The sequence below is a fragment of the Pseudomonas sp. NPDC087029 genome (assembly GCF_044745345.1).
Classification (GTDB): Bacteria; Pseudomonadota; Gammaproteobacteria; order Pseudomonadales; family Pseudomonadaceae; genus Aquipseudomonas; species Aquipseudomonas faucium.
Window position 1 is genome coordinate 72548 of sequence record NZ_JBIVAB010000001.1, and the last position, 19768, is coordinate 92315.

The 19768-nt window shown below is 64.3% G+C and carries 18 protein-coding genes and 4 tRNA genes; 17 read left to right on the forward strand and 5 right to left on the reverse strand.

Features of this window, described 5'->3' with window-relative positions:
- Positions 1–60 precede the first annotated feature (60 nt).
- The 7 genes from acpP (at position 61) to ACIPG5_RS00365 (ending at position 6123) form a co-directional block, all read left to right on the forward strand.
- Positions 61–297 carry an acyl carrier protein gene (gene acpP / locus ACIPG5_RS00335; RefSeq protein ID WP_008096410.1) on the forward strand — a complete coding sequence of 79 codons (237 nt, stop codon included), beginning with the start codon at positions 61–63 and terminating at the stop codon, positions 295–297.
- A 173-nt stretch (positions 298–470) separates the two neighbouring features.
- A complete protein-coding gene (fabF, locus tag ACIPG5_RS00340; RefSeq protein ID WP_176512236.1) occupies positions 471–1715 on the forward strand; it encodes a beta-ketoacyl-ACP synthase II in 1245 nt (414 codons plus the stop codon).
- Positions 1715–2530, forward strand: coding sequence for an aminodeoxychorismate lyase (gene pabC / locus ACIPG5_RS00345; protein WP_401372764.1), 816 nt, complete (start codon positions 1715–1717; stop codon positions 2528–2530). Before fabF ends, pabC begins: the two co-directional genes overlap by 1 nt.
- Positions 2531–2534: 4 nt before the next feature.
- On the forward strand, positions 2535–3686 hold the full coding sequence (gene mltG / locus ACIPG5_RS00350) for an endolytic transglycosylase MltG (protein WP_401372767.1): 1152 nt from the start codon (positions 2535–2537) through the stop codon (positions 3684–3686).
- Positions 3687–3695: 9 nt separating this feature from the next.
- Positions 3696–4328, forward strand: coding sequence for a dTMP kinase (gene tmk / locus ACIPG5_RS00355; protein WP_286914431.1), 633 nt, complete (start codon positions 3696–3698; stop codon positions 4326–4328).
- Positions 4321–5307 (forward strand): DNA polymerase III subunit delta', encoded by a 987-nt coding sequence (locus ACIPG5_RS00360; protein WP_176512240.1) that lies wholly within the window; start codon positions 4321–4323, stop codon positions 5305–5307. Before tmk ends, ACIPG5_RS00360 begins: the two co-directional genes overlap by 8 nt.
- 30 nt (positions 5308–5337) lie before the next feature.
- Positions 5338–6123 carry a TatD family hydrolase gene (locus tag ACIPG5_RS00365; protein ID WP_176512241.1) on the forward strand — a complete coding sequence of 262 codons (786 nt, stop codon included), beginning with the start codon at positions 5338–5340 and terminating at the stop codon, positions 6121–6123.
- Between the two features lie 218 nt (positions 6124–6341).
- Here ACIPG5_RS00365 and ACIPG5_RS00370 read toward each other — a convergent pair whose 3' ends face one another.
- Entirely contained in the window at positions 6342–7475 is a 1134-nt protein-coding gene (locus tag ACIPG5_RS00370; protein ID WP_401372770.1) for an aminotransferase class V-fold PLP-dependent enzyme, read from the reverse strand.
- Between the two features lie 72 nt (positions 7476–7547).
- Here ACIPG5_RS00370 and ACIPG5_RS00375 point away from each other — a divergent pair, with 72 nt between their 5' ends.
- From ACIPG5_RS00375 to ACIPG5_RS00395, 5 genes are all read left to right on the forward strand, one after another.
- Positions 7548–8183, forward strand: coding sequence for a TetR/AcrR family transcriptional regulator (locus tag ACIPG5_RS00375; RefSeq protein WP_085675550.1), 636 nt, complete (start codon positions 7548–7550; stop codon positions 8181–8183).
- Between the two features lie 107 nt (positions 8184–8290).
- Positions 8291–9259 carry a GTP 3',8-cyclase MoaA gene (locus ACIPG5_RS00380; RefSeq protein ID WP_401372772.1) on the forward strand — a complete coding sequence of 323 codons (969 nt, stop codon included), beginning with the start codon at positions 8291–8293 and terminating at the stop codon, positions 9257–9259.
- A gap of 65 nt (positions 9260–9324) precedes the next feature.
- Positions 9325–9930, forward strand: a complete 606-nt coding sequence (locus tag ACIPG5_RS00385) for a DUF4823 domain-containing protein (RefSeq protein ID WP_401372774.1) — start codon at positions 9325–9327, stop codon at positions 9928–9930.
- A gap of 10 nt (positions 9931–9940) precedes the next feature.
- A complete protein-coding gene (locus ACIPG5_RS00390; protein WP_286913795.1) occupies positions 9941–10501 on the forward strand; it encodes a DUF1285 domain-containing protein in 561 nt (186 codons plus the stop codon).
- An 89-nt stretch (positions 10502–10590) separates the two neighbouring features.
- A complete protein-coding gene (locus ACIPG5_RS00395) occupies positions 10591–11007 on the forward strand; it encodes a cupin domain-containing protein (protein ID WP_401372776.1) in 417 nt (138 codons plus the stop codon).
- A gap of 56 nt (positions 11008–11063) precedes the next feature.
- On the opposite strand, the gene ACIPG5_RS00400 is transcribed toward ACIPG5_RS00395, so the two are convergent.
- Positions 11064–11139, reverse strand: a tRNA-Asn gene (locus ACIPG5_RS00400).
- A gap of 73 nt (positions 11140–11212) precedes the next feature.
- Positions 11213–12409 (reverse strand): amino acid aminotransferase, encoded by a 1197-nt coding sequence (locus tag ACIPG5_RS00405; RefSeq protein ID WP_176512247.1) that lies wholly within the window; start codon positions 12407–12409, stop codon positions 11213–11215.
- 287 nt (positions 12410–12696) lie between these two features.
- On the opposite strand from ACIPG5_RS00405, the gene uvrB reads away from it, so the two are divergent.
- Positions 12697–14712, forward strand: a complete 2016-nt coding sequence (uvrB, locus tag ACIPG5_RS00410) for an excinuclease ABC subunit UvrB (protein WP_176512248.1) — start codon at positions 12697–12699, stop codon at positions 14710–14712.
- 111 nt (positions 14713–14823) lie between these two features.
- Here uvrB and ACIPG5_RS00415 read toward each other — a convergent pair whose 3' ends face one another.
- Positions 14824–16314: an MDR family MFS transporter gene (locus ACIPG5_RS00415; RefSeq protein ID WP_176512286.1), complete on the reverse strand. Its 1491-nt coding sequence runs from the start codon at positions 16312–16314 to the stop codon at positions 14824–14826.
- Between the two features lie 49 nt (positions 16315–16363).
- The gene (locus ACIPG5_RS00420) at positions 16364–17419 is read right to left on the reverse strand and encodes an HlyD family secretion protein (protein ID WP_176512249.1); all 1056 of its coding nucleotides are present in this window, start codon (positions 17417–17419) and stop codon (positions 16364–16366) included.
- A 143-nt stretch (positions 17420–17562) separates the two neighbouring features.
- Here ACIPG5_RS00420 and gltX point away from each other — a divergent pair, with 143 nt between their 5' ends.
- The 4 genes from gltX to ACIPG5_RS00440 all read left to right on the forward strand — a co-directional run bounded on the left by gltX (position 17563) and on the right by ACIPG5_RS00440 (position 19721).
- The gene (gene gltX / locus ACIPG5_RS00425) at positions 17563–19044 is read left to right on the forward strand and encodes a glutamate--tRNA ligase (protein ID WP_176512250.1); all 1482 of its coding nucleotides are present in this window, start codon (positions 17563–17565) and stop codon (positions 19042–19044) included.
- Positions 19045–19369: 325 nt separating this feature from the next.
- A tRNA-Ala gene (locus ACIPG5_RS00430) sits at positions 19370–19445 on the forward strand.
- Between the two features lie 72 nt (positions 19446–19517).
- Positions 19518–19593: transfer RNA gene (locus ACIPG5_RS00435), tRNA-Glu, on the forward strand.
- A 52-nt stretch (positions 19594–19645) separates the two neighbouring features.
- A tRNA-Ala gene (locus ACIPG5_RS00440) sits at positions 19646–19721 on the forward strand.
- The last annotated feature ends 47 nt before the right edge of the window (positions 19722–19768 follow it).

The window sequence follows — 19768 nt, forward strand, 5'->3', positions numbered from 1 at the left end:
CTATAAACTTGGTCACCGGCCAGCTGCCTGACATATGTCCATTAGGAGTGAAAACTAGGTATGAGCACCATCGAAGAACGCGTCAAGAAAATCGTCGCCGAGCAACTGGGCGTCAAGGAAGAGGAAGTGACCAACGAGAAGTCCTTCGTCGATGACCTGGGTGCCGATTCGCTTGACACCGTTGAGCTGGTGATGGCTCTGGAAGAGGAATTCGAGACCGAAATCCCTGACGAAGAAGCCGAGAAGATCACTACCGTTCAAGCTGCCATCGACTACGTCAACAGCCACAAGGCCTAAGACGCTGTAGTCGTCGCTTCTTGACGAGAAAAACCGCACTGCCTTTGCCGGCGTGCGGTTTTTTCTTTGCGAAACGCTGGCGTCGATCCGCTCGCACCGAGAGCCTGTTGCCATTTCATTCCATTGCCTGAATGCAATGGCAAGAGACTCTGATATTAGAAAAGGAGAGTACTGTGTCGCGTAGACGCGTCGTGGTCACCGGTATGGGTATGCTGTCGCCACTGGGTACCGATGTACCGAGCACCTGGCAGGGCATTCTGGCTGGCCGCAGTGGCATTGGTCCGATCGAACACACGGACCTGTCTGCCTACTCCACCCGTTTTGGCGGCTCGGTGAAGGGCTTCGAGGTCGAGCAATACCTGTCGGCCAAGGAAGCTCGCAAGCTTGACCTGTTCATTCAATACGGCCTGGCGGCCGGTTTCCAGGCAGTGCGTAATGCCGGCCTGGAAGTCACCGACGCCAACCGCGAGCGCATTGGCGTTGCCATGGGCTCGGGGATCGGCGGCCTGACCAACATCGAAGAAACCAGCCGTACCCTGCACGAGCAGGGCCCGCGCCGCATTTCGCCGTTCTTCGTGCCCGGTTCGATCATCAACATGATCTCCGGCTTCCTGTCGATCCACCTGGGGCTGCAGGGGCCGAACTACGCCATCGCCACGGCGTGCACCACCGGCACCCACTGCATCGGCATGGCCGCGCGCAACATCGCCTATGGCGAGGCGGACGTGATGATCGCCGGTGGCGCCGAAATGGCGGCCTGTGGCCTTGGCATGGGCGGCTTTGGTGCCTCGCGCGCGCTGTCCACCCGCAACGACGAGCCGGCCCGGGCCAGCCGCCCGTGGGACAAGGGCCGCGATGGCTTCGTGCTGTCGGACGGCGCCGGTGCCCTGGTGCTCGAAGAGCTGGAGCACGCCCAGGCCCGTGGCGCGACCATCTATGCCGAGCTGGTCGGTTTCGGCATGAGCGGCGACGCCTATCACATGACCTCGCCGCCCGACAGCGGTGAAGGTGCGGCGCGCTGCATGGCCAATGCCCTGCGCGATGCTGGCATCGCCCCGGAAGCGGTCAGCTACATCAATGCCCACGGCACCTCGACGCCGGCTGGCGATATTGCTGAAGTGGCGGCGATCAAGCGCGTCTTCGGCGAGCACGCCTACAAGCTGGCGGTCAGTTCGACCAAGTCGATGACCGGCCACTTGCTGGGTGCCGCAGGCGCGGTAGAGGCGATCTTCAGCGTGCTGGCGATCAACAGCCAGATGGCGCCGCCGACCATCAACCTCGATGAGCCGGACGAAGGCTGCGACCTCGACTTCGTGCCGCACGTGGCGCGCAGCATGCCGATCGATGTGGTGCTGTCCAACTCGTTCGGCTTTGGTGGCACCAACGGCTCGCTGGTGTTCCGCCGGTTCGCCGGTTGATGCAAAGCTGGATCGATGGCCAGCCGGCGACTGCGCTCAACCTGCAGAACCGCGGCCTGGCCTACGGCGATGGGCTGTTCGAGACCATCGCCGTGCGCAACGGCCGGCCCAGCCTGCTGGACGGCCACATGGCCCGCCTGGCGCTGGGTTGCCAGCGCCTGGCACTGGCTGGCGACCTGGCGCTGCTGCGCGATGAAATCCAGCGCTATGCCAGCCAGTTGGGCGACGGTGTCGCCAAGCTCATCCTCACCCGTGGCGACAGCCAGCGTGGCTATGCGCCGGCGGTGGGTGTTGCACCACGACGAATCCTGCAGGGCAGCGCGCTGCCCAGCTATCCTGTCGAACATGCCGAGCACGGCGTGCGCTTGTTCCCCTGCCAGACCCGGCTTGGGGAACAACCCTTGCTGGCCGGCCTCAAACACCTCAACCGCCTGGAGCAGGTGCTGGCCCGTGCCGAATGGCAGGACAGCGAGCATGCCGAAGGCCTGATGCGTGATGGGCAGGGCAGGGTGATCGAAGGGGTGTACAGCAATCTGTTCCTGGTGCGCGATGGCAAGCTGCTCACCGCCGACCTCAGCCGTTGCGGCGTGGCCGGGGTGATGCGCGGCGCGTTGCTGGAGCAGGCGCAGGCGCTGTCGATCCCGTTGCAGGTGCGCGACCTGGCCTTCGACGAGCTCGAACAGGCCGATGAAGTGTTCGTCTGCAACAGTGTCTACGGTGTCTGGCCGGTGCGGGCAATTGCCGCGCTGAACTGGTCGCCGGGCCCACTCACCCGTAAACTGCAGGCCGTTGCCCGTACGTTACTGGATACCTGAATTCGTGAGACGCAAATTCCTGCTGCTGCTGGAAATGGGTTTGATCCTCGCAGGCCTGGCCTTGGGCTGGTCGGCCTGGAAGCTCAACTCGGTGCTGGAGCAGCCCTTGGCCGTGACGCAGGAGCGCCTGCTCGACGTGCCCAATGGCACCAACCCCAACCGCATGTTCTACCGCATGCAGCACGAGGGGTTGCTCGATGACGCCGTCTGGCTGCGCCTGTACTGGCGCTTCAACATGGCCGATGTGCCCCTCAAGACCGGTGAGTACCGCCTCACCCCCGGCATGACCGTCGAAGACCTGTTCGACGCCTGGCGCCGGGCCGATGTGGTGCAATACAACCTGACGCTGGTCGAAGGCTGGACCTTCCGCCAGGTGCGCTCGGCGATCGCCAAGCATGAAAAGCTCAAGCACACCCTCGACGGCCTGTCCGATGCCGAGGTGATGGACAAGCTCGGCCACACCGGGGTATTCCCCGAGGGGCGCTTCTTCCCTGACACCTACCGCTTCGTGCGCGGCATGAGCGACGCCGAGTTGCTGCAACAGGCCTACATGCGCCTGGACGATGTGCTGGCCAAGGAGTGGGCTGAGCGCAGCACCGACCTGCCTTATCGCGACCCCTACCAGGCGCTGATCATGGCTTCGCTGGTGGAAAAGGAAACCGGCATTCCCCAGGAGCGCGGGCAGATCGCCGGCGTGTTCGTGCGCCGCCTGCGCCTGGGCATGATGCTGCAGACCGACCCCACGGTGATCTATGGCATGGGCGAGCGTTACAACGGCAGGATCACCCGCGCCGACCTGCGCGAGCCGACGCCCTACAACACCTACACCATCAGCGGGCTGCCGCCGACGCCGATTGCCATGGTCGGGCGCGAGGCGATTCACGCCGCGCTCAATCCATCCGATGGCACCAGCCTGTACTTCGTCGCCCGCGGCGATGGCAGCCACGTGTTCTCCGACGACCTGGACAACCACAACTCGGCGGTGCGCGAGTTCCAGCTCAAGCGGCGCGCCGATTACCGCTCCAGCCCCGGGCCACAGGCCGCGCCTGCCGACGATCAACCCGCGGGGGATGAGCCCGAGGCGCAGGAGCCGGCCCCGGCCCCGGCCAGCGAACCTGCACCGGCCCAAGCGCCGGCGCCTGACGAACAACATTAAGGACTGCCTGTGAGCGGCTTGTTTATTACCCTTGAAGGCCCCGAAGGCGCGGGCAAGAGCACCAACCGCGACTACCTGGCCGCACGCCTGCGCGAACAGGGGCTGGACGTGGTGCTGACCCGCGAGCCGGGCGGCACCCCGCTGGCCGAGAAGGTCCGCGAGCTGTTGCTGGCACCCAGCGACGAAGCAATGGCGGCCGACACCGAGCTGCTGCTGGTGTTCGCCGCACGTGCCCAGCACCTGGCGCAGGTGATCCGCCCGGCCTTGGCCAAGGGCGCGGTGGTCTTGTGCGATCGCTTCACCGATGCCACCTATGCCTACCAGGGTGGCGGTCGCGGCCTGTCGGTCGAGCGCATTGCCGCCCTGGAGCAATTCGTCCAGGGCGACCTGCGCCCGGACCTGACCCTGGTCTTCGACCTGCCGGTGGAAGTCGGCTTGGCCCGCGCCGCCGCGCGCGGTCGCCTGGACCGTTTCGAACAGGAAGGCCAAGCCTTCTTCGAGGCCGTGCGCCAGGCCTACCTGCAGCGCGCGCAGCGCGAGCCGCAGCGTTACACCTTGCTGGACGCCGCGCAGCCACTGGCTGGCGTGCAGCGTGCCATCGACGCCTTGTTGCCGGCCATCGTGGAGCGTTGCCGTGGCTGAGGCCTACCCCTGGCAGCAGGCGCTGTGGCAGCAGTTGGCCGGGCGCGCCCGGCATGCCCATGCCTACCTGCTGCACGGCCCCCAGGGCATCGGCAAGCGTGCCCTGGCCGAGCGCCTGATGGCGCGCCTGCTGTGCCAGCAACCGCAGGGGCTGGATGCCTGCGGGCAGTGCAAGGCGTGCCACCTGCTCAGGGCCGGCAGCCACCCGGACAACTTCGTGCTGGAGCCGGAAGAGGCCGACAAGCCGATCAAGGTCGATCAGGTGCGTGAGCTGGTGTCCTTCGTGGTCCAGACCGCGCAGCTCGGTGGCCGCAAGGTAGTGCTGATCGAGCCGGTCGAGGCGATGAACGTGAACGCCTCCAACGCCTTGCTCAAGAGCCTCGAGGAGCCCTCCGGCGATACCGTGCTGCTGCTCGTCAGCCACCAGCCCAGCCGCCTGCTGCCGACCATCAAGAGCCGCTGCCAGCAGGTGACCTGCCCGCAGCCAAGCCTGGCCCAGAGCCAGGCGTGGCTGGCCGCGGCGCTGCCCGACAGCGACGAAGCCGAGCGCGATGAGCTGCTGACCCTGGCGGCCGGTTCGCCCTTGACGGCGGTGAAGCTGCAGGCCCAGGGCGTGCGCGAGCAGCGCGCATTGGTCACCGAAGGGGTGAAGAAGCTGCTCAAGCAGCAGCAATCGCCCAGCCAGCTGGCCGAGGCCTGGAGTGGTGTGCCATTGTTGTTGCTGTTCGACTGGTTCTTCGATTGGTCGCACCTGATCCTGCGCTACCAACTGAGCCAGGACGAAGCAGGGCTGGGCCTGGCCGATATGCGCAAGGTCGTGCAGTACCTGGCGCAGAAGAGCCGCCAGGGCAAGGTGCTCGAGGTTCAGGCGTGGATCCTCGAACAGCGCCAGAAGGTGCTGGGCAAGGCCAACCTCAATCGCGTGCTGCTGCTGGAAGCGTTGCTGGCCCATTGGCAGCAGTTGCCGGGCGCTCGCTGATTTTTCACTTCCTCATGTGTGTCGTATCCCATGCTCGTAGATTCCCATTGCCACCTCGACCGTCTTGACCTGAGCGCCCACCAGGGTTCCCTCGATGCCGCCCTGCAGGCGGCCCGGGAGCGCGGTGTCGGGCATTTCCTGTGCATTGGCGTGAGCGCCGAGAACGCCGGGTCGGTCAAGGCCCTGAGCGAGCAGTACGCCGATGTGGATTGCTCGGTGGGGGTGCACCCGCTGGACCTGGCGCCCGGCGAAACCCCGGCCCTGGAATGGCTGCTGCGCGAACTGGCGCACCCGCATGTGGTGGCGATCGGCGAAACCGGGCTGGACTACCACTACGAGCCAGAAGCCGCAGAGCTGCAGCAGGCCTCGTTCCGCCTGCACCTGGAAGCCTCTCGCCAGACCGGCAAGCCGGTGATCGTGCATACCCGCGCTGCCAGGGCCGACACCTTGGCGCTGCTGCGCGAGGCCAACCTGCCCCAGGCGGGCGTGTTGCACTGTTTCACCGAGGACTGGGACATGGCCAAGGCCGCCCTGGACCTGGGCTACTACATTTCGTTGTCGGGCATCGTCACCTTCCGCAACGCCGATGCCTTGCGCGAAGTGGCGCGCCAGGTGCCGGTCGACCGCCTGCTGGTGGAAACCGATTCGCCCTACCTTGCGCCCATCCCGCACCGCGGCAAGCCGAACCTGCCGCAGTACGTGCGCGAGGTGGCCGAGTACGTGGCGTCCTTGCGCGGGGTCAGCTACGAGCAGCTGGCCAGCCAGACCACCGACAACTTCAAGCGCTTGTTCCCCCTTGCCCGCGTAGCGGCTTAAGGCGGGCAAAAAAAACCCGGGTTCTGGGGGGGGAATCCGGGTTAAGACCATTAGGAGTAAAACAAAGGTACGCGGTCCCTGAGCACCTTTATTGGCGCGCCACTTGGGGGGGATGCGCCGCGCCAACACTTCAAGTATTGGTCAGGTTTGGCGCAGTGCCAGTGCCTGTTGGTCGTTTTTTAAACAGATTTGGAATACGCCCGCCCTCCGTTCCTTCCTCAGCGTATGGCCAGTCGCCGCACTTGCTGCACAGCTTCGTCGATCAGGTGCTCCCTGGTGTAGAAATGCGGCGAAAAGCGCACACCAGGCCCGCGTAATGCGCAGATCGTGCGCTCGCAAGACAACGCCCGGTAAACATCCCCGCTGTCTTGCCCTTGAATGCTGAAACTGACGATGCCTGCACGCCTCTGCGCGGCGGCGGGGCTGTGCAGGCGCACGCCGGGGATGCTGGCCAGGCCCTGATGCAACTGCTCCACCCGCTGCTGCAACTGCCGCGCCACCTCGTCCATGCCGACCTCTTCGAGCAGCGACAGGCTCGCCTCCAGCGCACAGGCGCCAAGCATGTTCGGGCTGCCGCATTCGAAGCGCCGTGCGCTGCGCGCGGGCTGCCACTGGCGGCGCTCGAAGTCGCCCAGCTGTTCCAGCATGTGCCAGCCGTAGGCGTGCAGCTTGAGGCGTGGGCGTATCGCGGCGCGGCAATAGAACACGCCTAGCCCCTCGGGGCCGAGCATCCACTTGTGGCCGTCGGCCATGGCGAAATCGCACTGATACTGCTGGACATCGAAGGGCAGGGCGCCGATCTGCTGGATGGCGTCGACGCAGAACAGCACATTGCGCGCCTGGCAGCCTTGGCCCAGGCGCGCCAGGTCCAGGCGCAGGCCGCTGCCAAATTGCACCGCGCTGACCGCCAGCAAGCGCGTCTGCGCGGTGCAGGCAGCCAGCAGCGAGGCCTCCGGGTCGGGCCCGGCAAGGCTCACCTGCAACACCTCGACCCCACGATCGGGCAGGGCCTCCCAGACCACCCGGTTGGAAGGGAACTCCTCGTCGCTGATCACCACCTGCTCGCCTGGCTGCCAATCAAGCCCGAACGCGACCAGCGAGAGGGCTTCGGAGGTGTTCTTGACCAGCGCGATGTCAGCGCGCGAAGGGGCGTTGAGCAGGCGTGCCAGGCGCTCGCGCAGGCGCCGTTCGGTGGCCAGCCAAACCGGGTACTCGCTGGCGCCCAGGCTGACGTTGTCACGGGCGAAGCGCGCCACCGCCTCACTGGCCCGCCGCGGCCAGGGGGCGATGGCGGCGTGGTTCAGGTAGCGCAGCCCCGGGGCTTGCTCGAACTCATCGTGAAACATAGACATGGTTGGAAGATCCGTGCAATTTGCCGCAAGTTAGGCATAATAAACCGCTTCGATTGTCATCCAGTCCTTCCTATGCAGAAAGAACCTCGTAAGGTCCGTGAGTTTCGCCGTCGCGAACAGGAAATCCTCGACACTGCACTCAAGCTGTTTCTCGAACAGGGTGAAGACAGCGTCACCGTCGAGATGATCGCTGATGCCGTGGGCATCGGCAAAGGCACGATCTACAAGCACTTCAAGTCCAAGGCGGAGATCTACCTGCGCCTGATGCTCGACTACGAGCGCGACCTGAACGCGCTGTTGCATTCGGCCGATGTCGACCGTGACAAGGAGGCGCTGTCGCGCGCCTACTTCGAGTTCCGCATGCGTGACCCGCAGCGCTACCGGCTGTTCGACCGCCTTGAAGAGAAGGTGGTCAAGGGCAACCAGGTGCCGGAGATGGTCGAGGAGCTGCACAGCATCCGCGCCTCCAACTTCGATCGCCTGACCCAGCTGATCAAGGGCCGCATCAGCGAAGGCAAGCTCGAAGACGTACCGCCGTACTTCCACTATTGCGCCGCCTGGGCACTGGTGCACGGCGCCGTGGCGCTGTATCACTCGCCGTTCTGGAGCAATGTGCTGGAAGATCAGGAAGGCTTCTTCCAGTTCCTCATGGACATCGGCGTGCGCATGGGCAACAAGCGCAAGCGCGACCCGGAAGCGGCCAACTGAAGGCATCCGCCACTTCGCGTTGAACACGGCATGGAGCAGGGGCTTGCAAAAACCTGAATTTTGAGTCAGGTTTTGCCGGCCCCGTTTCATCCATGCCGGAGTCACCCATGATCGTCGATCGTCAAGGCAGGCGTTTTCGCAACCTGCGCGTCAGCCTGACGGCTGCCTGCAACTATGCCTGCAGCTATTGCGTGCCTGACGGCAAGCGCCTGGTGGCGGCCCAGGACGAGCTGTCGGCCGAAGCCCTGGCACGCGGCGTGGCCTACCTGATCGAAACCGCCGGCATCGAGCGCTTGCGTATCACCGGCGGCGAGCCCCTGGTCAGCCCGAGGCTGGACGCGTTTCTGGCTGCTGTTGCCAGGCTCGACCTCGAAGACATTTCCCTGACCACCAACGGCCAGCTGCTGTCGCGCAAGTTGCCGCAACTGCACGCCGCCGGCATCCGCCGCTTGAACGTCTCCCTCGACACCCTCGACCCACAGGCATTTCGCCGCATCGCCCGCGGTGGCGACCTGGCCAGCGTGCTGGCCGGCATGGATCAGGCGCAGGGCATGGGCATGCGGATCAAGGTCAACATGGTGCCGATGCGCGGGCAGAACCTGGACCAGGTGCTGCCGATGCTCGATTACTGCCTCGAGCGCGGCTATGAATTGCGCTTCATCGAGCTGATGCGCATGGGGCACCTGGCCCGCGACCACAATGCGTTTCTCCAGCAGTTCGTGGGCCTTGACCATCTGCTGGCGGTGATCGGCCAGGCGCATGACTACCAGCAGGCCCAGGCGCCGGTGGACGCGACTGCGCTGCGCTACCAGATCCCCGGCAAGGGCCATTTCGGCGTGATTGCCAACGAAAGCGTGCCGTTCTGCCGCAGCTGTTCGCGCTTGCGCCTGTCGTCAACCGGCTGGCTGCACGGCTGCCTGTCGTCGAGCAATCGCCACTTTGTCGGTGACCTGCTGGAAAAGCCGCGCCACGAAGCCTTGCCGGCGCTGCAGCGCCTGCTGGTCAAGGCCCTGGCCGACAAGCAGGCGCTGGCGTTTTCCGGTGATGTGATGGTGATGAAGGTGATTGGCGGCTGATCTGGCGCAAAAGCTGCATCCGCCGGCTATTCGCCGGTTTTTCGTCGCCGGCCATTGGAGGAAAGATGCGTAGCCTGGTCTTGCCGCTGGCGCTGTTGGCGCTGGGTGGCTGCATGAATGTCAGCGATATGGGCGAGGGCGTCCGTTACCACATGAGCGATGCCGGCCTGCTGGACCACAGCGATACGCGCCGCAGCCTGTCGATCCGCCTGCAGCCCGATTCGTTCATCTTCATCGGCCAGGGCGCGTTCATGCCGCCGGGCAAAGGGCCGCTGCCGCAGCAGAACGCGGTGGCAGAGGAAGCGTTCAAGAGCTTTGTCGAGTACTTCCCGCTGGTGCGTCGCGCCCAGGGGCCGTTGGGCCTGGAGGAGGCGATTGCCCAGGCGCGTTCGGTGGGCGCCGACTATGTGCTGTACACCCGCTTCGCGTGTACCGACGACCGCATCGGCAATGGCGATGAGTGGTACGACGAGCAGGCGGTCGATCGCCTGGGCTGGGATACCGGCGTGGTGCAGATGATGCTCATCGAAACCAACACCCGCTACTTGATCGACACCGCACGCATCAAGAGCCGTGGCGGTTTGTTGACGTTCCACGACAACTCGCCCCGGGATTTGCTTGCCGCCCCGATGCGCGAGTACGCTCGTAGCCTCCTGGGCATGAGTGAGTGAGGCAAACGCGATGAGCGATACCGGCAAGGCCAATGACCTGTTGGCGCAAATTCCCAAGCACAAGGGCTTGCCGCCGGTGCATCTGTGGAACCCGGATTTCTGCGGCGACATCGACATGCGCATCGCCCGTGATGGCACCTGGTACTACCTGGGCACGCCGATCGGGCGCAAGCCGATGGTGCGTTTGTTCTCCACCATCATGCGCCGTGATGGCGACGACTACTTCCTGATCACGCCGGTGGAGAAAGTCGGCATTCGGGTCGACGATGCGCCATTCGTTGCCGTGGCCCTGGATGTGCAGGGCAGTGGCGAGCAGCAGGTGCTGCGCTTTACCAGCAACGTCGAGGACGAAGCCGAGGCCGGGCCGGATCACCCGCTGCGGGTGGAAATCGACCCGGTCACCCAGGAGCCGGCGCCCTATGTGCTGATGCGTAGCAACCTCGAGGCGTTGATCCACCGCAATGTGTTCTATCAGTTGGTCGAGCTGGCGGTGCCGAGGGTGATCGAGGGCGAGGAGTGGCTCGGGGTCTGGAGCCATGGCCAGTTCTACCCGATCGGGCGTGCCAGCTGAGCGGCCTCCTGCTTTTTCCCTGAATTGGCCGTTTGCCGCCCACCCCCAGGGGCCTAACCTGCAGGCAATCGCCAATCAGGAGACGCCCCATGAAAACTGCCCACCTTTCCCTTGCCTTGCTCCTCGGTGCCGGCCTGCTCGCCGGCCAGCCTGCCGCCTGGGCGCATGGCGAGGCAGCCGATCAGGTCAAGGTCCTGCAGGAAAAGCAGCCATCGAACGCACCCGGCAAGAACGCCGTGATGCTGACCGTCAGCTATGCACCTGGCCAGGCCTCGCCCGCCCATCAGCACCCCGGTGCGGTGATGGCTTATGTGCTGGAAGGTGCAGTGGTCTCGAAGCTCAACGATGAACCGGAGAAAACCTACAAGGCCGGCGAGTTCTGGTACGAAGCGCCTGGCACCGTGCACAGCGTGTCGCGCAACGCCAGTGACAAGACGCCGGCCAAGTTGCTGGTCTGGAGTTTGGTGGACGAGGGCAAGCCTGTGACCGAACCGCTGGCAAAATAACCGGCCACAACGAAAAAGCCCCCGGTGCTTGCGCACCCGGGGGCTTTTTCAGTGTTTGGCTCCGCGACCTGGACTCGAACCAGGGACCCAATGATTAACAGTCATTTGCTCTACCGACTGAGCTATCGCGGAATCTGCGCGTATCTTAATGATTGCCGAGGGGAAGTCAAGCTTCCGCTCGGCAATTCAGATACGAATCAAGCAGTTACAACACTTCGACGATGGCCTTGGTGACCACGTGGATGTTGCTCTGGTTCAATGCGGCAACGGCGATGCGGCCGGTGTCCAGCGCATAGATGCCGAACTCGTTCTTCAGGCGAGCCACTTGCTCCACGGTCAGGCCCGAGTAGGAGAACATGCCGGCCTGGCGGCCGACGAAGCTGAAGTCGCGCTTGGCACCGTACTCGGCCAGCAGCTGGACCATCTGCTGGCGCATGCCGTGGATGCGCTGGCGCATCTCCGACAGCTCGGCTTCCCACATGTTGCGCAGTTCGTCGCTGTTGAGCACGGTGGCGACGATGGTGGCGCCATGGGTCGGCGGGTTGGAGTAGGTGGTGCGGATCACGCGCTTGACCTGGGACAGCACGCGGGTGCTTTCGTCCTTGGAGGCGGTGACGATCGACAGGGCGCCAACGCGCTCGCCATACAGCGAGAACGATTTGGAGAACGAGCTGGAAACGAAGAATTCCAGGCCCGATTCGGCGAACAGGCGCACGGCGAAGGCGTCTTCGGCGATGCCGGCGCCAAAGCCCTGGTAGGCCATGTCGAGGAACGGCACGTGGCCCTTGGCCTTGACCACTTCCAGGACGTTTTTCCAGTCGTCCAGGCCCAGGTCGACGCCGGTCGGGTTGTGGCAGCAGGCGTGCAGCACGACGATCGAGCCGGACGGCAGGTTGTTCAGGTCTTCGAGCATGCCGGCACGGTTGACGTCATTGCTCGGCGCGTCGTAGTAGCGGTAGTTCTGCACCGGGAAGCCGGCGGTCTCGAACAGCGCGCGGTGGTTTTCCCAGCTCGGGTCGCTGATGGCTACCACGGCATTGGGCGACAGGCGCTTGAGGAAGTCGGCGCCAATTTTCAGAGCACCGGTACCGCCAACGGCCTGCACGGTGACCACGCGGCCAGCGGCCAGCAGTGGCGATTCGGCGCCGAAGATGAGTTTCTGTACAGCCTGGTCGTAGCTGGCGATACCGTCGATCGGCAGGTAGCCGCGCGAGGCGTGCTGGGCGGCACGCTGGGTTTCGGCTTCGATCACGGCGCGCAGCAGCGGAATGCGGCCTTCCTCATTGCAGTAGACGCCCACGCCCAGGTTCACCTTGTCGGTGCGCGGGTCGGCGTTAAATGCTTCGTTGAGGCCCAGAATAGGGTCGCGGGGTGCCAGCTCTACAGCGGAAAACAGGCTCATTGTTACCTTGGCTCTGATTGGAGAGTGATAGGGCGTACACGCTCCAGCCGAATGCACTGAAGCGGTGCACAAACGGGGAGTCAGTATAGTGATACCGATCGGTCACGGCGACACTGTGTCGCGGCTTTTCAGCGGATTTGCGCAAATATTTTTCGACCATTGGTCGAATTGCCAGGTCCATCGCAGTAGGCGCTCGCGGGCGGGCCTTGAATCCGGCCCCGGGCGGGCGCATTTGGGTATAGACTACTGGCTAAATTTACAGTTGCTGCAGCGTCGCGAGGTCCGTCATGTCCGAGTTCCAGCTCGTCACCCGTTTCCAGCCGGCAGGTGATCAGCCCGAGGCCATCCGCCAGATGGTCGAAGGCATCGATGCCGGCCTGTCGCACCAGACCCTGCTCGGGGTGACCGGCTCGGGCAAGACCTTCAGCATCGCCAACGTCATCCAGCAGGTGCAGCGCCCAACCCTGGTGCTGGCGCCGAACAAGACCCTGGCGGCGCAGCTGTATGGCGAGTTCAAGGCGTTTTTCCCGAACAACGCGGTGGAGTACTTCGTTTCCTATTACGACTACTACCAGCCAGAAGCCTACGTGCCGTCGTCGGACACCTTCATCGAGAAGGACGCCTCGATCAACGACCACATCGAGCAGATGCGCCTGTCGGCGACCAAGGCGCTGCTGGAGCGGCGCGATGCGATCATCGTCACCACGGTGTCGTGCATCTATGGCCTGGGCAGCCCCGAGACCTACCTGAAGATGGTCCTGCACGTCGACCGCGGCGACAAGCTCGACCAGCGCGCGCTGCTGCGCCGCCTGGCCGACCTGCAGTACACCCGCAACGAAATGGACTTTGCCCGCGCCACCTTCCGCGTGCGCGGCGATGTGGTCGACATTTTCCCGGCCGAATCGGACCTCGAAGCCATCCGCATCGAGCTGTTCGATGACGAGGTGGAGAACATCGCCGCCTTCGACCCGCTGACCGGCGAGGTGTTTCGCAAGCTGCCGCGCTTCACCTTCTACCCCAAGAGCCACTACGTCACCCCGCGCGAAACCCTGCTGGAGGCGGTGGAGGGCATCAAGGAAGAGCTCAAGGACCGCCTGGAGTACCTGCACAAGGCCAACAAGCTGGTGGAAGCCCAGCGCCTGGAGCAGCGTACCCGCTTCGACCTGGAGATGATCCTCGAGCTGGGTTACTGCAACGGCATCGAGAACTACTCGCGCTACCTGTCCGGCCGCCCGGCCGGCGCGCCGCCTCCGACGTTGTACGATTACCTGCCGGCGGATGCATTGCTGGTGATCGACGAATCCCACGTCAGCGTGCCGCAAGTGGGCGCCATGTACAAAGGCGACCGCTCGCGCAAGGAAACCCTGGTGGAGTACGGCTTCCGCCTGCCTTCGGCGCTGGACAACCGGCCCATGCGCTTCGACGAATGGGAGGCGGTGAGCCCGCAGACCATCTTCGTCTCGGCGACCCCGGGGCCGTATGAGGCCGAGCACGCCGGGCGAGTGGTCGAGCAGGTGGTGCGCCCCACCGGCCTGGTCGACCCACAGGTCGAAGTGCGCCCGGCGCTGACCCAGGTCGACGACCTGCTGTCGGAGATTCGCAAGCGCGTCGACCTCGGCGAGCGGGTGCTGGCCACCACGCTGACCAAGCGCATGGCCGAAGACCTCAGCGACTACCTCGCCGACCACGATGTGCGGGTGCGCTACCTGCACTCGGACATCGACACGGTGGAGCGGGTCGAGATCATCCGCGACCTGCGCCTGGGTACCTTCGACGTGCTGGTGGGCATCAACCTGCTGCGCGAGGGCCTGGACATGCCCGAGGTGTCGCTGGTGGCGATCCTCGATGCCGACAAGGAAGGCTTCCTGCGCTCAGAGCGCTCGCTGATCCAGACCATCGGCCGCGCCGCGCGCAACCTCAATGGCCGGGCGATTCTCTACGCCGACAACATCACCGGGTCGATGCAGCGGGCCATCGACGAGACCGAGCGGCGGCGCGAGAAGCAGGTGGCCTTCAACGAGGCCAACGGCATCGTGCCCAAGGGCGTGGTCAAGGACATCACCGACATCATGGAAGGCGCCACCGTGCCGGGGGCGCGCAGCAAGAAGCGCAAGGGCATGGCCAAGGCGGCGGAGGAGGCTGCCCGCTACGAGGCCGAATTGCGTACGCCGGGTGAGATCACCAAGCGCATCAAGCAGCTCGAAGAGAAGATGATGCAGTTTGCCCGTGACCTGGAGTTCGAAGCGGCGGCGCAGTTGCGCGATGAGATCACCCAGCTGCGTGAGCGGCTGATTAGCAGCTGACCTTCACGGGCCCTATCGCCGGCAAGCCGGCTCCCACAAAGTCCGCACAGTTTCAAATAGCTGTGCTGTACCTGTGGGAGCCGGCTTGCCGGCGATAGGGCCAGTACGGTTTCAGTGAGCCTCGCCAGCCTTCAACCCCTCTGGCAACTTGCGCGTCAACAACACCGCCACCATGCTCACCGCCAACCCGATCCCGACAAAATGGAAGGCATCGTTGTAGGCCATGATCAGCGCCTGCTGGTGGGTAATCTCGCTCAACTTGCCCAGCGCCGCCCCCTCGTTGCCCAGCCGCTCGGTCAATTGCGCCAGCCGCTCGGCCACCTGCGGGTTGTTCGGCACCACCGCTTCACGCAGGTAGTCGAAATACACCTTGGTCCGCGCATCCAGCAACGTTGCCAGCAGGGCAATGCCGATGGCGCCCCCGAGGTTGCGCAGGATGTTGAACAGGCTCGAAGCCGACCCTGCATCCTGCTGCTGGATATACGCCGTGGCGATCAACGAGATGGTCACCATGATCATCGGCTGGCCCAGGGCGCGGATGATCTGGATGTGGTTGAACTGCGGCCCGGCAAAATCCGGGTTGAGCACGCCGGAGCCGAAGCTGGCGGCGCCGAACAGGCAGAAGCCTGCTGCGCACAGCCATTTGGGCGAGATCACCTTCATCAGTTGCGGCACCAGGGGTATCAGAAACAGCTGCGGCACGCCCATCCACATGATCACCTCGCCGATCTGCAGGGCGTTGTAGCCCTGGATCTGCGCCAGGTACAGCGGCAGCAGGTAGATCGACCCGTACAACCCCACGCCCATGCCCAAACTGGCGATGCTCGACAGGCCGAAGTTGCGGTTGCCGAGGATGCGCAAATTGATCAGTGGGTGCGGCTTGGAAAACTGCAGGATCACAAAGGTGATCAGGCTGATCAGGGCGACGGTGCCCAGGGCGACGATCAGGTTCGACTCCAGCCAGTCCTTGCGGTGGCCTTCCTCGAGAAACACCTGCAGGCAACCCAGGCCCAGGCCCAGGGTGAGGATGCCGGCGTAGTCGGTGCTCTTGAGCAGCTCCCAATGCGCTTCTTTCTTCTCCAGCCCGTACATCAGGCCGGCGATCATCACCAGCCCAGGCGGGATGTTGATGTAGAAGATGTACTCCCAGCCCCAGTTCTCGGTCAGCCAACCGCCCAGGGTCGGGCCGATGGAGGGGGCGAAGGTGGCGGTCATGGCGAACATGGCCATGCCCTTGGCGCGGTGGTGCTCGGGCAGCTTGATCAGGGTCAGGGTGAAGGCCAGCGGAATCAGCGCGCCGCCGGTAAAACCCTGCAGCGCGCGGAACACGATCATGCTTTCCAGGTTCCAGGCCATCGAGCAGAGCAGGGAGGCGAACAGGAACCCGGCCGACACCCACACCGCCAGGCGCCGCGCGGACAGCAGCTGCACCAGCCAGGCGGTCAGCGGAATCATGATGATTTCCGCCACCAGGTAGGAGGTGGAGATCCACGAACCTTCCTCCAGGGTCGCCGACAGCGCGCCCTGGATGTCCTTGAGCGAGGAGTTGGTGATCTGGATGTCCAGCACCGCCATGAAGGCGCCGAGCATCACGCTCATCACCGCGATCCAGTCGCGCCGGCTGGGTTCGGCGGTCGGCCGCGCCAGCGTGTCACCGGCCATCGTGGCCTTCGTCCGCGGAGCGCAGGTCGACGGTGGCGGTTACCGACATGCCGGGGCGGATGCGCCCGTGCAGCGGGTTGTCGGCGGCGAAGGTCAGCTTCACCGGGATGCGCTGCACCACCTTGGTGAAGTTGCCGGTGGCATTGTCCGGCGGCAGCAGGCTGAACTGCGCGCCGGAGGCGGCGAACAGGCTGTCGACGCGGGCCTCGATCGGGGTGTCGGGGTAGCTGTCGAACAGCAGTTCGGCGCGCTGGCCAGGCTGCATGTGGCCGATCTGGGTTTCCTTGAAGTTGGCCTGCACCCAGATGGCTTCGTCGGGCACGATCGACAGCAGGTAGGCGCCGGCCTGCACCACCTGGCCATTGCGCGCATTGCGCTGGCCGATGGTGCCGCTCAGGGGCGCGCGGATCTCGCAGCGGGTCAGGTTCAGCTCGGCCTGGGCCAGGTCGGCACGGGCATTGGCGATCTGCGCGTCGAGGCGCTTGAGGTCGGCGTTCAGTGCGCTGACCTGCTGGCGCTGGCCTTGCAGGTCGGCGCGGGCTTTATCGACCTGGGAGCCGGCCACGTGGGCGTCTGCCGACAGGGTGGTGACCTGCGCCTCCGAGACGAACCCAGGCTTGCGCAGTTTTTCGGCGCGGCTCAGGTCCAGGCGCGAGCGGTCGAAGGTTGCCTGGTTGGCCGATACCTGGGCCTGGCCGGCGGCGATCAGGCTGCCCTGTTGGGTCAGGCGGCTTTGTGCCTGGGCATATTCCGCCTCGCGTGTGGCCAGGGCGGCGCGGGCACGGTCCACGGCCAGTTGGAAGTCGGCGACTTCCAGGCGCACCAGCAGGTCGCCCTTGTTCACGTGCTGGTTGTCGTCTACCCGCACCTCGTCGATGCGAGCGCCGAGCTGGCTGGACACGCGCGTGATCTCGCCCTGTACGTAGGCATTGTCGGTGCTTTCGAAGAAGCGGCCCTTGAAGTACCAATGGGCGAGGAAGGCGAGGGCGATGATGGCCACCAGGCTGAAGAAGATCAGCAGGCGGCGTTTGAGTTGAGCAGGCATGGGGACTATCGTTCCAGAAATGTAAACAAATTTAACAGCGACAGACGGTCTGTCCACAAGTGTCGTTAGCGCCATTGCTGGAGCCCGATGCCTGCTCCCTGCTAACATCCCGCCTTTGTTTCATCTTTCGTTCGAGACTCTCCATGACCACCGTTCGCACGCGTATCGCGCCATCGCCCACTGGCGACCCCCATGTCGGCACCGCCTACATCGCCCTGTTCAACTACTGCTTCGCCAAGCAGCATGGCGGTGAGTTCATCCTGCGGATCGAAGACACCGACCAGCTGCGCTCCACCCGCGAGTCGGAGCAGCAGATCTTCGACGCCCTGCGCTGGCTGGGCATCGAATGGAACGAAGGCCCGGATGTCGGTGGCCCGCATGGCCCTTACCGGCAGAGCGAGCGCGGCGAGATCTACGCCAAGTACGCCAAGCAGCTGGTCGATGCCGGCCACGCCTTCTATTGCTTCTGCACCGCCGATGAGCTGGAGCAGATGCGCGCCGAGCAGATGGCCCGTGGCGAGACGCCGCGCTACGACGGCCGCGCCCTGCTGCTGAGCGACGAGGAAGTGCAACGCCGCCTGGCCGCGGGCGAGCCCCACGTGATCCGCATGAAGGTGCCGAGCGAAGGCATCTGCGTGGTCCCGGACATGCTGCGCGGCGACGTCGAAATCCCGTGGGACCGCATGGACATGCAGGTGCTGATGAAGAACGACGGCCTGCCGACGTACTTCCTGGCCAACGTGGTCGACGACCACCTGATGGGCATCACCCACGTGCTGCGCGGCGAAGAATGGCTGCCGTCGGCGCCCAAGCTGATCAAGCTGTACGAGTACTTCGGCTGGGAGCAGCCCAAGCTGTGCTACATGCCGCTGCTGCGCAACCCGGACAAGAGCAAGCTGTCCAAGCGCAAGAACCCGACTTCGGTGACCTTCTACGAGCGCATGGGCTTCATGCCCGAGGCGATGCTCAACTACCTCGGCCGCATGGGCTGGTCGATGCCGGACGAGCGCGAGAAGTTCTCCCTGGCCGAAATGGTCGAGCACTTCGACCTGTCGCGCATTTCCCTGGGCGGCCCGATCTTCGACATCGAGAAGCTGTCGTGGCTGAACGGCCAGTGGCTGCGTGAGCTGCCGGTGCAGGAGTTTGCCGCACGGGTGCAGAAGTGGGCTTTCAATAGCGACTACATGATGAAGATCGCCCCGCACGTGCAAGGCCGGGTCGAAACCTTCAGCCAGATCGCCCCGCTGGGTGGTTTCTTCTTCGAAGGCGCGTTGAAGCTCGACGCCAAGCTGTTCGAGAGCAAGAAGCTGTCGGCCGACCAGGTGCGCCAGGTGATGCAGCTGATCCTGTGGAAGCTGGAAAGCCTGCGTCAGTGGGAAAAAGACCGCATCACCGCCTGCATCCAGGCTGTGGTCGAGTCGCTGGAGCTCAAGCTGCGTGATGCCATGCCGCTGATGTTTGCTGCCATCACTGGCCAGGCCAGCTCGGTGTCGGTGCTCGACGCCATGGAAATCCTCGGCCCGGACCTGACCCGCTACCGCCTGCGCCAGGCCCTGGACCTGCTGGGTGGCGTGTCGAAGAAAGAAAACAAGGAATGGGAAAAGCTGCTGGCGAACATCGCCTGATCCAGCGCCGCTGATCGTCTGTAGGAGCGGCCTTGTGTCGCGAAAGGGGCGCGAAGCGGCCCCACGATCGATAAGTTCGCACCATCGCCGGGGGGCGCCTTGCGCCCCTTTCGCGACGCAAGGCCGCTCCTACAAGGGCCATGCGCACCGCGAATAGCAGGGGCAGGGCGGTAAGTGATTGTTATCTGTGAAAAAACTTTTGAATTTTTTCGAAAATTTGTTTGACAGCTGTGCAATCCGATCTTAATATGCGCCCCGTCCACAGCGATGAACGAAAACGAAACGCCAGGCACCCAGCCGGTGGTTCGGTTCAAAGCGACATTGTGGGGCTATAGCTCAGCTGGGAGAGCGCCTGCATGGCATGCAGGAGGTCAGCGGTTCGATCCCGCTTAGCTCCACCAAATTCCGCTTGGCAGCCGAGGCTGGCAAGCAAGACCGGGTCCAGCAACCGGGTCTTGAAGGTAAGAAGGTTCGTCCCCTTCGTCTAGTGGCCTAGGACACCGCCCTTTCACGGCGGTAACAGGGGTTCGAGTCCCCTAGGGGACGCCAGTTTTGCACAAGTGATGTCGATGGCATCGCTGGGCCGAGAGGCTAGAAATCCGGGGCTATAGCTCAGCTGGGAGAGCGCCTGCATGGCATGCAGGAGGTCAGCGGTTCGATCCCGCTTAGCTCCACCAATTCAGCCAGGGTTCGCTCAAGCGAATCTTCGCGAAGGTTATGTCCC

Bases quoted from the DNA above. Each gene is read 5' to 3' on its own strand.
- ACIPG5_RS00395 (WP_401372776.1), top strand. From the start codon at position 10,591: ATGAAAACTGCCCACCTTTCCCTTGCCTTGCTCCTCGGTGCCGGCCTG.
- ACIPG5_RS00405 (WP_176512247.1), bottom strand. From the start codon at position 12,409: ATGAGCCTGTTTTCCGCTGTAGAGCTGGCACCCCGCGACCCTATTCTG.
- gltX (WP_176512250.1), top strand. From the start codon at position 17,563: ATGACCACCGTTCGCACGCGTATCGCGCCATCGCCCACTGGCGACCCC.
- uvrB (WP_176512248.1), top strand. From the start codon at position 12,697: ATGTCCGAGTTCCAGCTCGTCACCCGTTTCCAGCCGGCAGGTGATCAG.
- ACIPG5_RS00370 (WP_401372770.1), bottom strand. From the start codon at position 7,475: ATGTCTATGTTTCACGATGAGTTCGAGCAAGCCCCGGGGCTGCGCTAC.
- ACIPG5_RS00420 (WP_176512249.1), bottom strand. From the start codon at position 17,419: ATGCCTGCTCAACTCAAACGCCGCCTGCTGATCTTCTTCAGCCTGGTG.
- ACIPG5_RS00380 (WP_401372772.1), top strand. From the start codon at position 8,291: ATGATCGTCGATCGTCAAGGCAGGCGTTTTCGCAACCTGCGCGTCAGC.
- ACIPG5_RS00385 (WP_401372774.1), top strand. From the start codon at position 9,325: ATGCGTAGCCTGGTCTTGCCGCTGGCGCTGTTGGCGCTGGGTGGCTGC.
- acpP (WP_008096410.1), top strand. From the start codon at position 61: ATGAGCACCATCGAAGAACGCGTCAAGAAAATCGTCGCCGAGCAACTG.
- pabC (WP_401372764.1), top strand. From the start codon at position 1,715: ATGCAAAGCTGGATCGATGGCCAGCCGGCGACTGCGCTCAACCTGCAG.
- ACIPG5_RS00390 (WP_286913795.1), top strand. From the start codon at position 9,941: ATGAGCGATACCGGCAAGGCCAATGACCTGTTGGCGCAAATTCCCAAG.
- ACIPG5_RS00365 (WP_176512241.1), top strand. From the start codon at position 5,338: ATGCTCGTAGATTCCCATTGCCACCTCGACCGTCTTGACCTGAGCGCC.
- ACIPG5_RS00375 (WP_085675550.1), top strand. From the start codon at position 7,548: ATGCAGAAAGAACCTCGTAAGGTCCGTGAGTTTCGCCGTCGCGAACAG.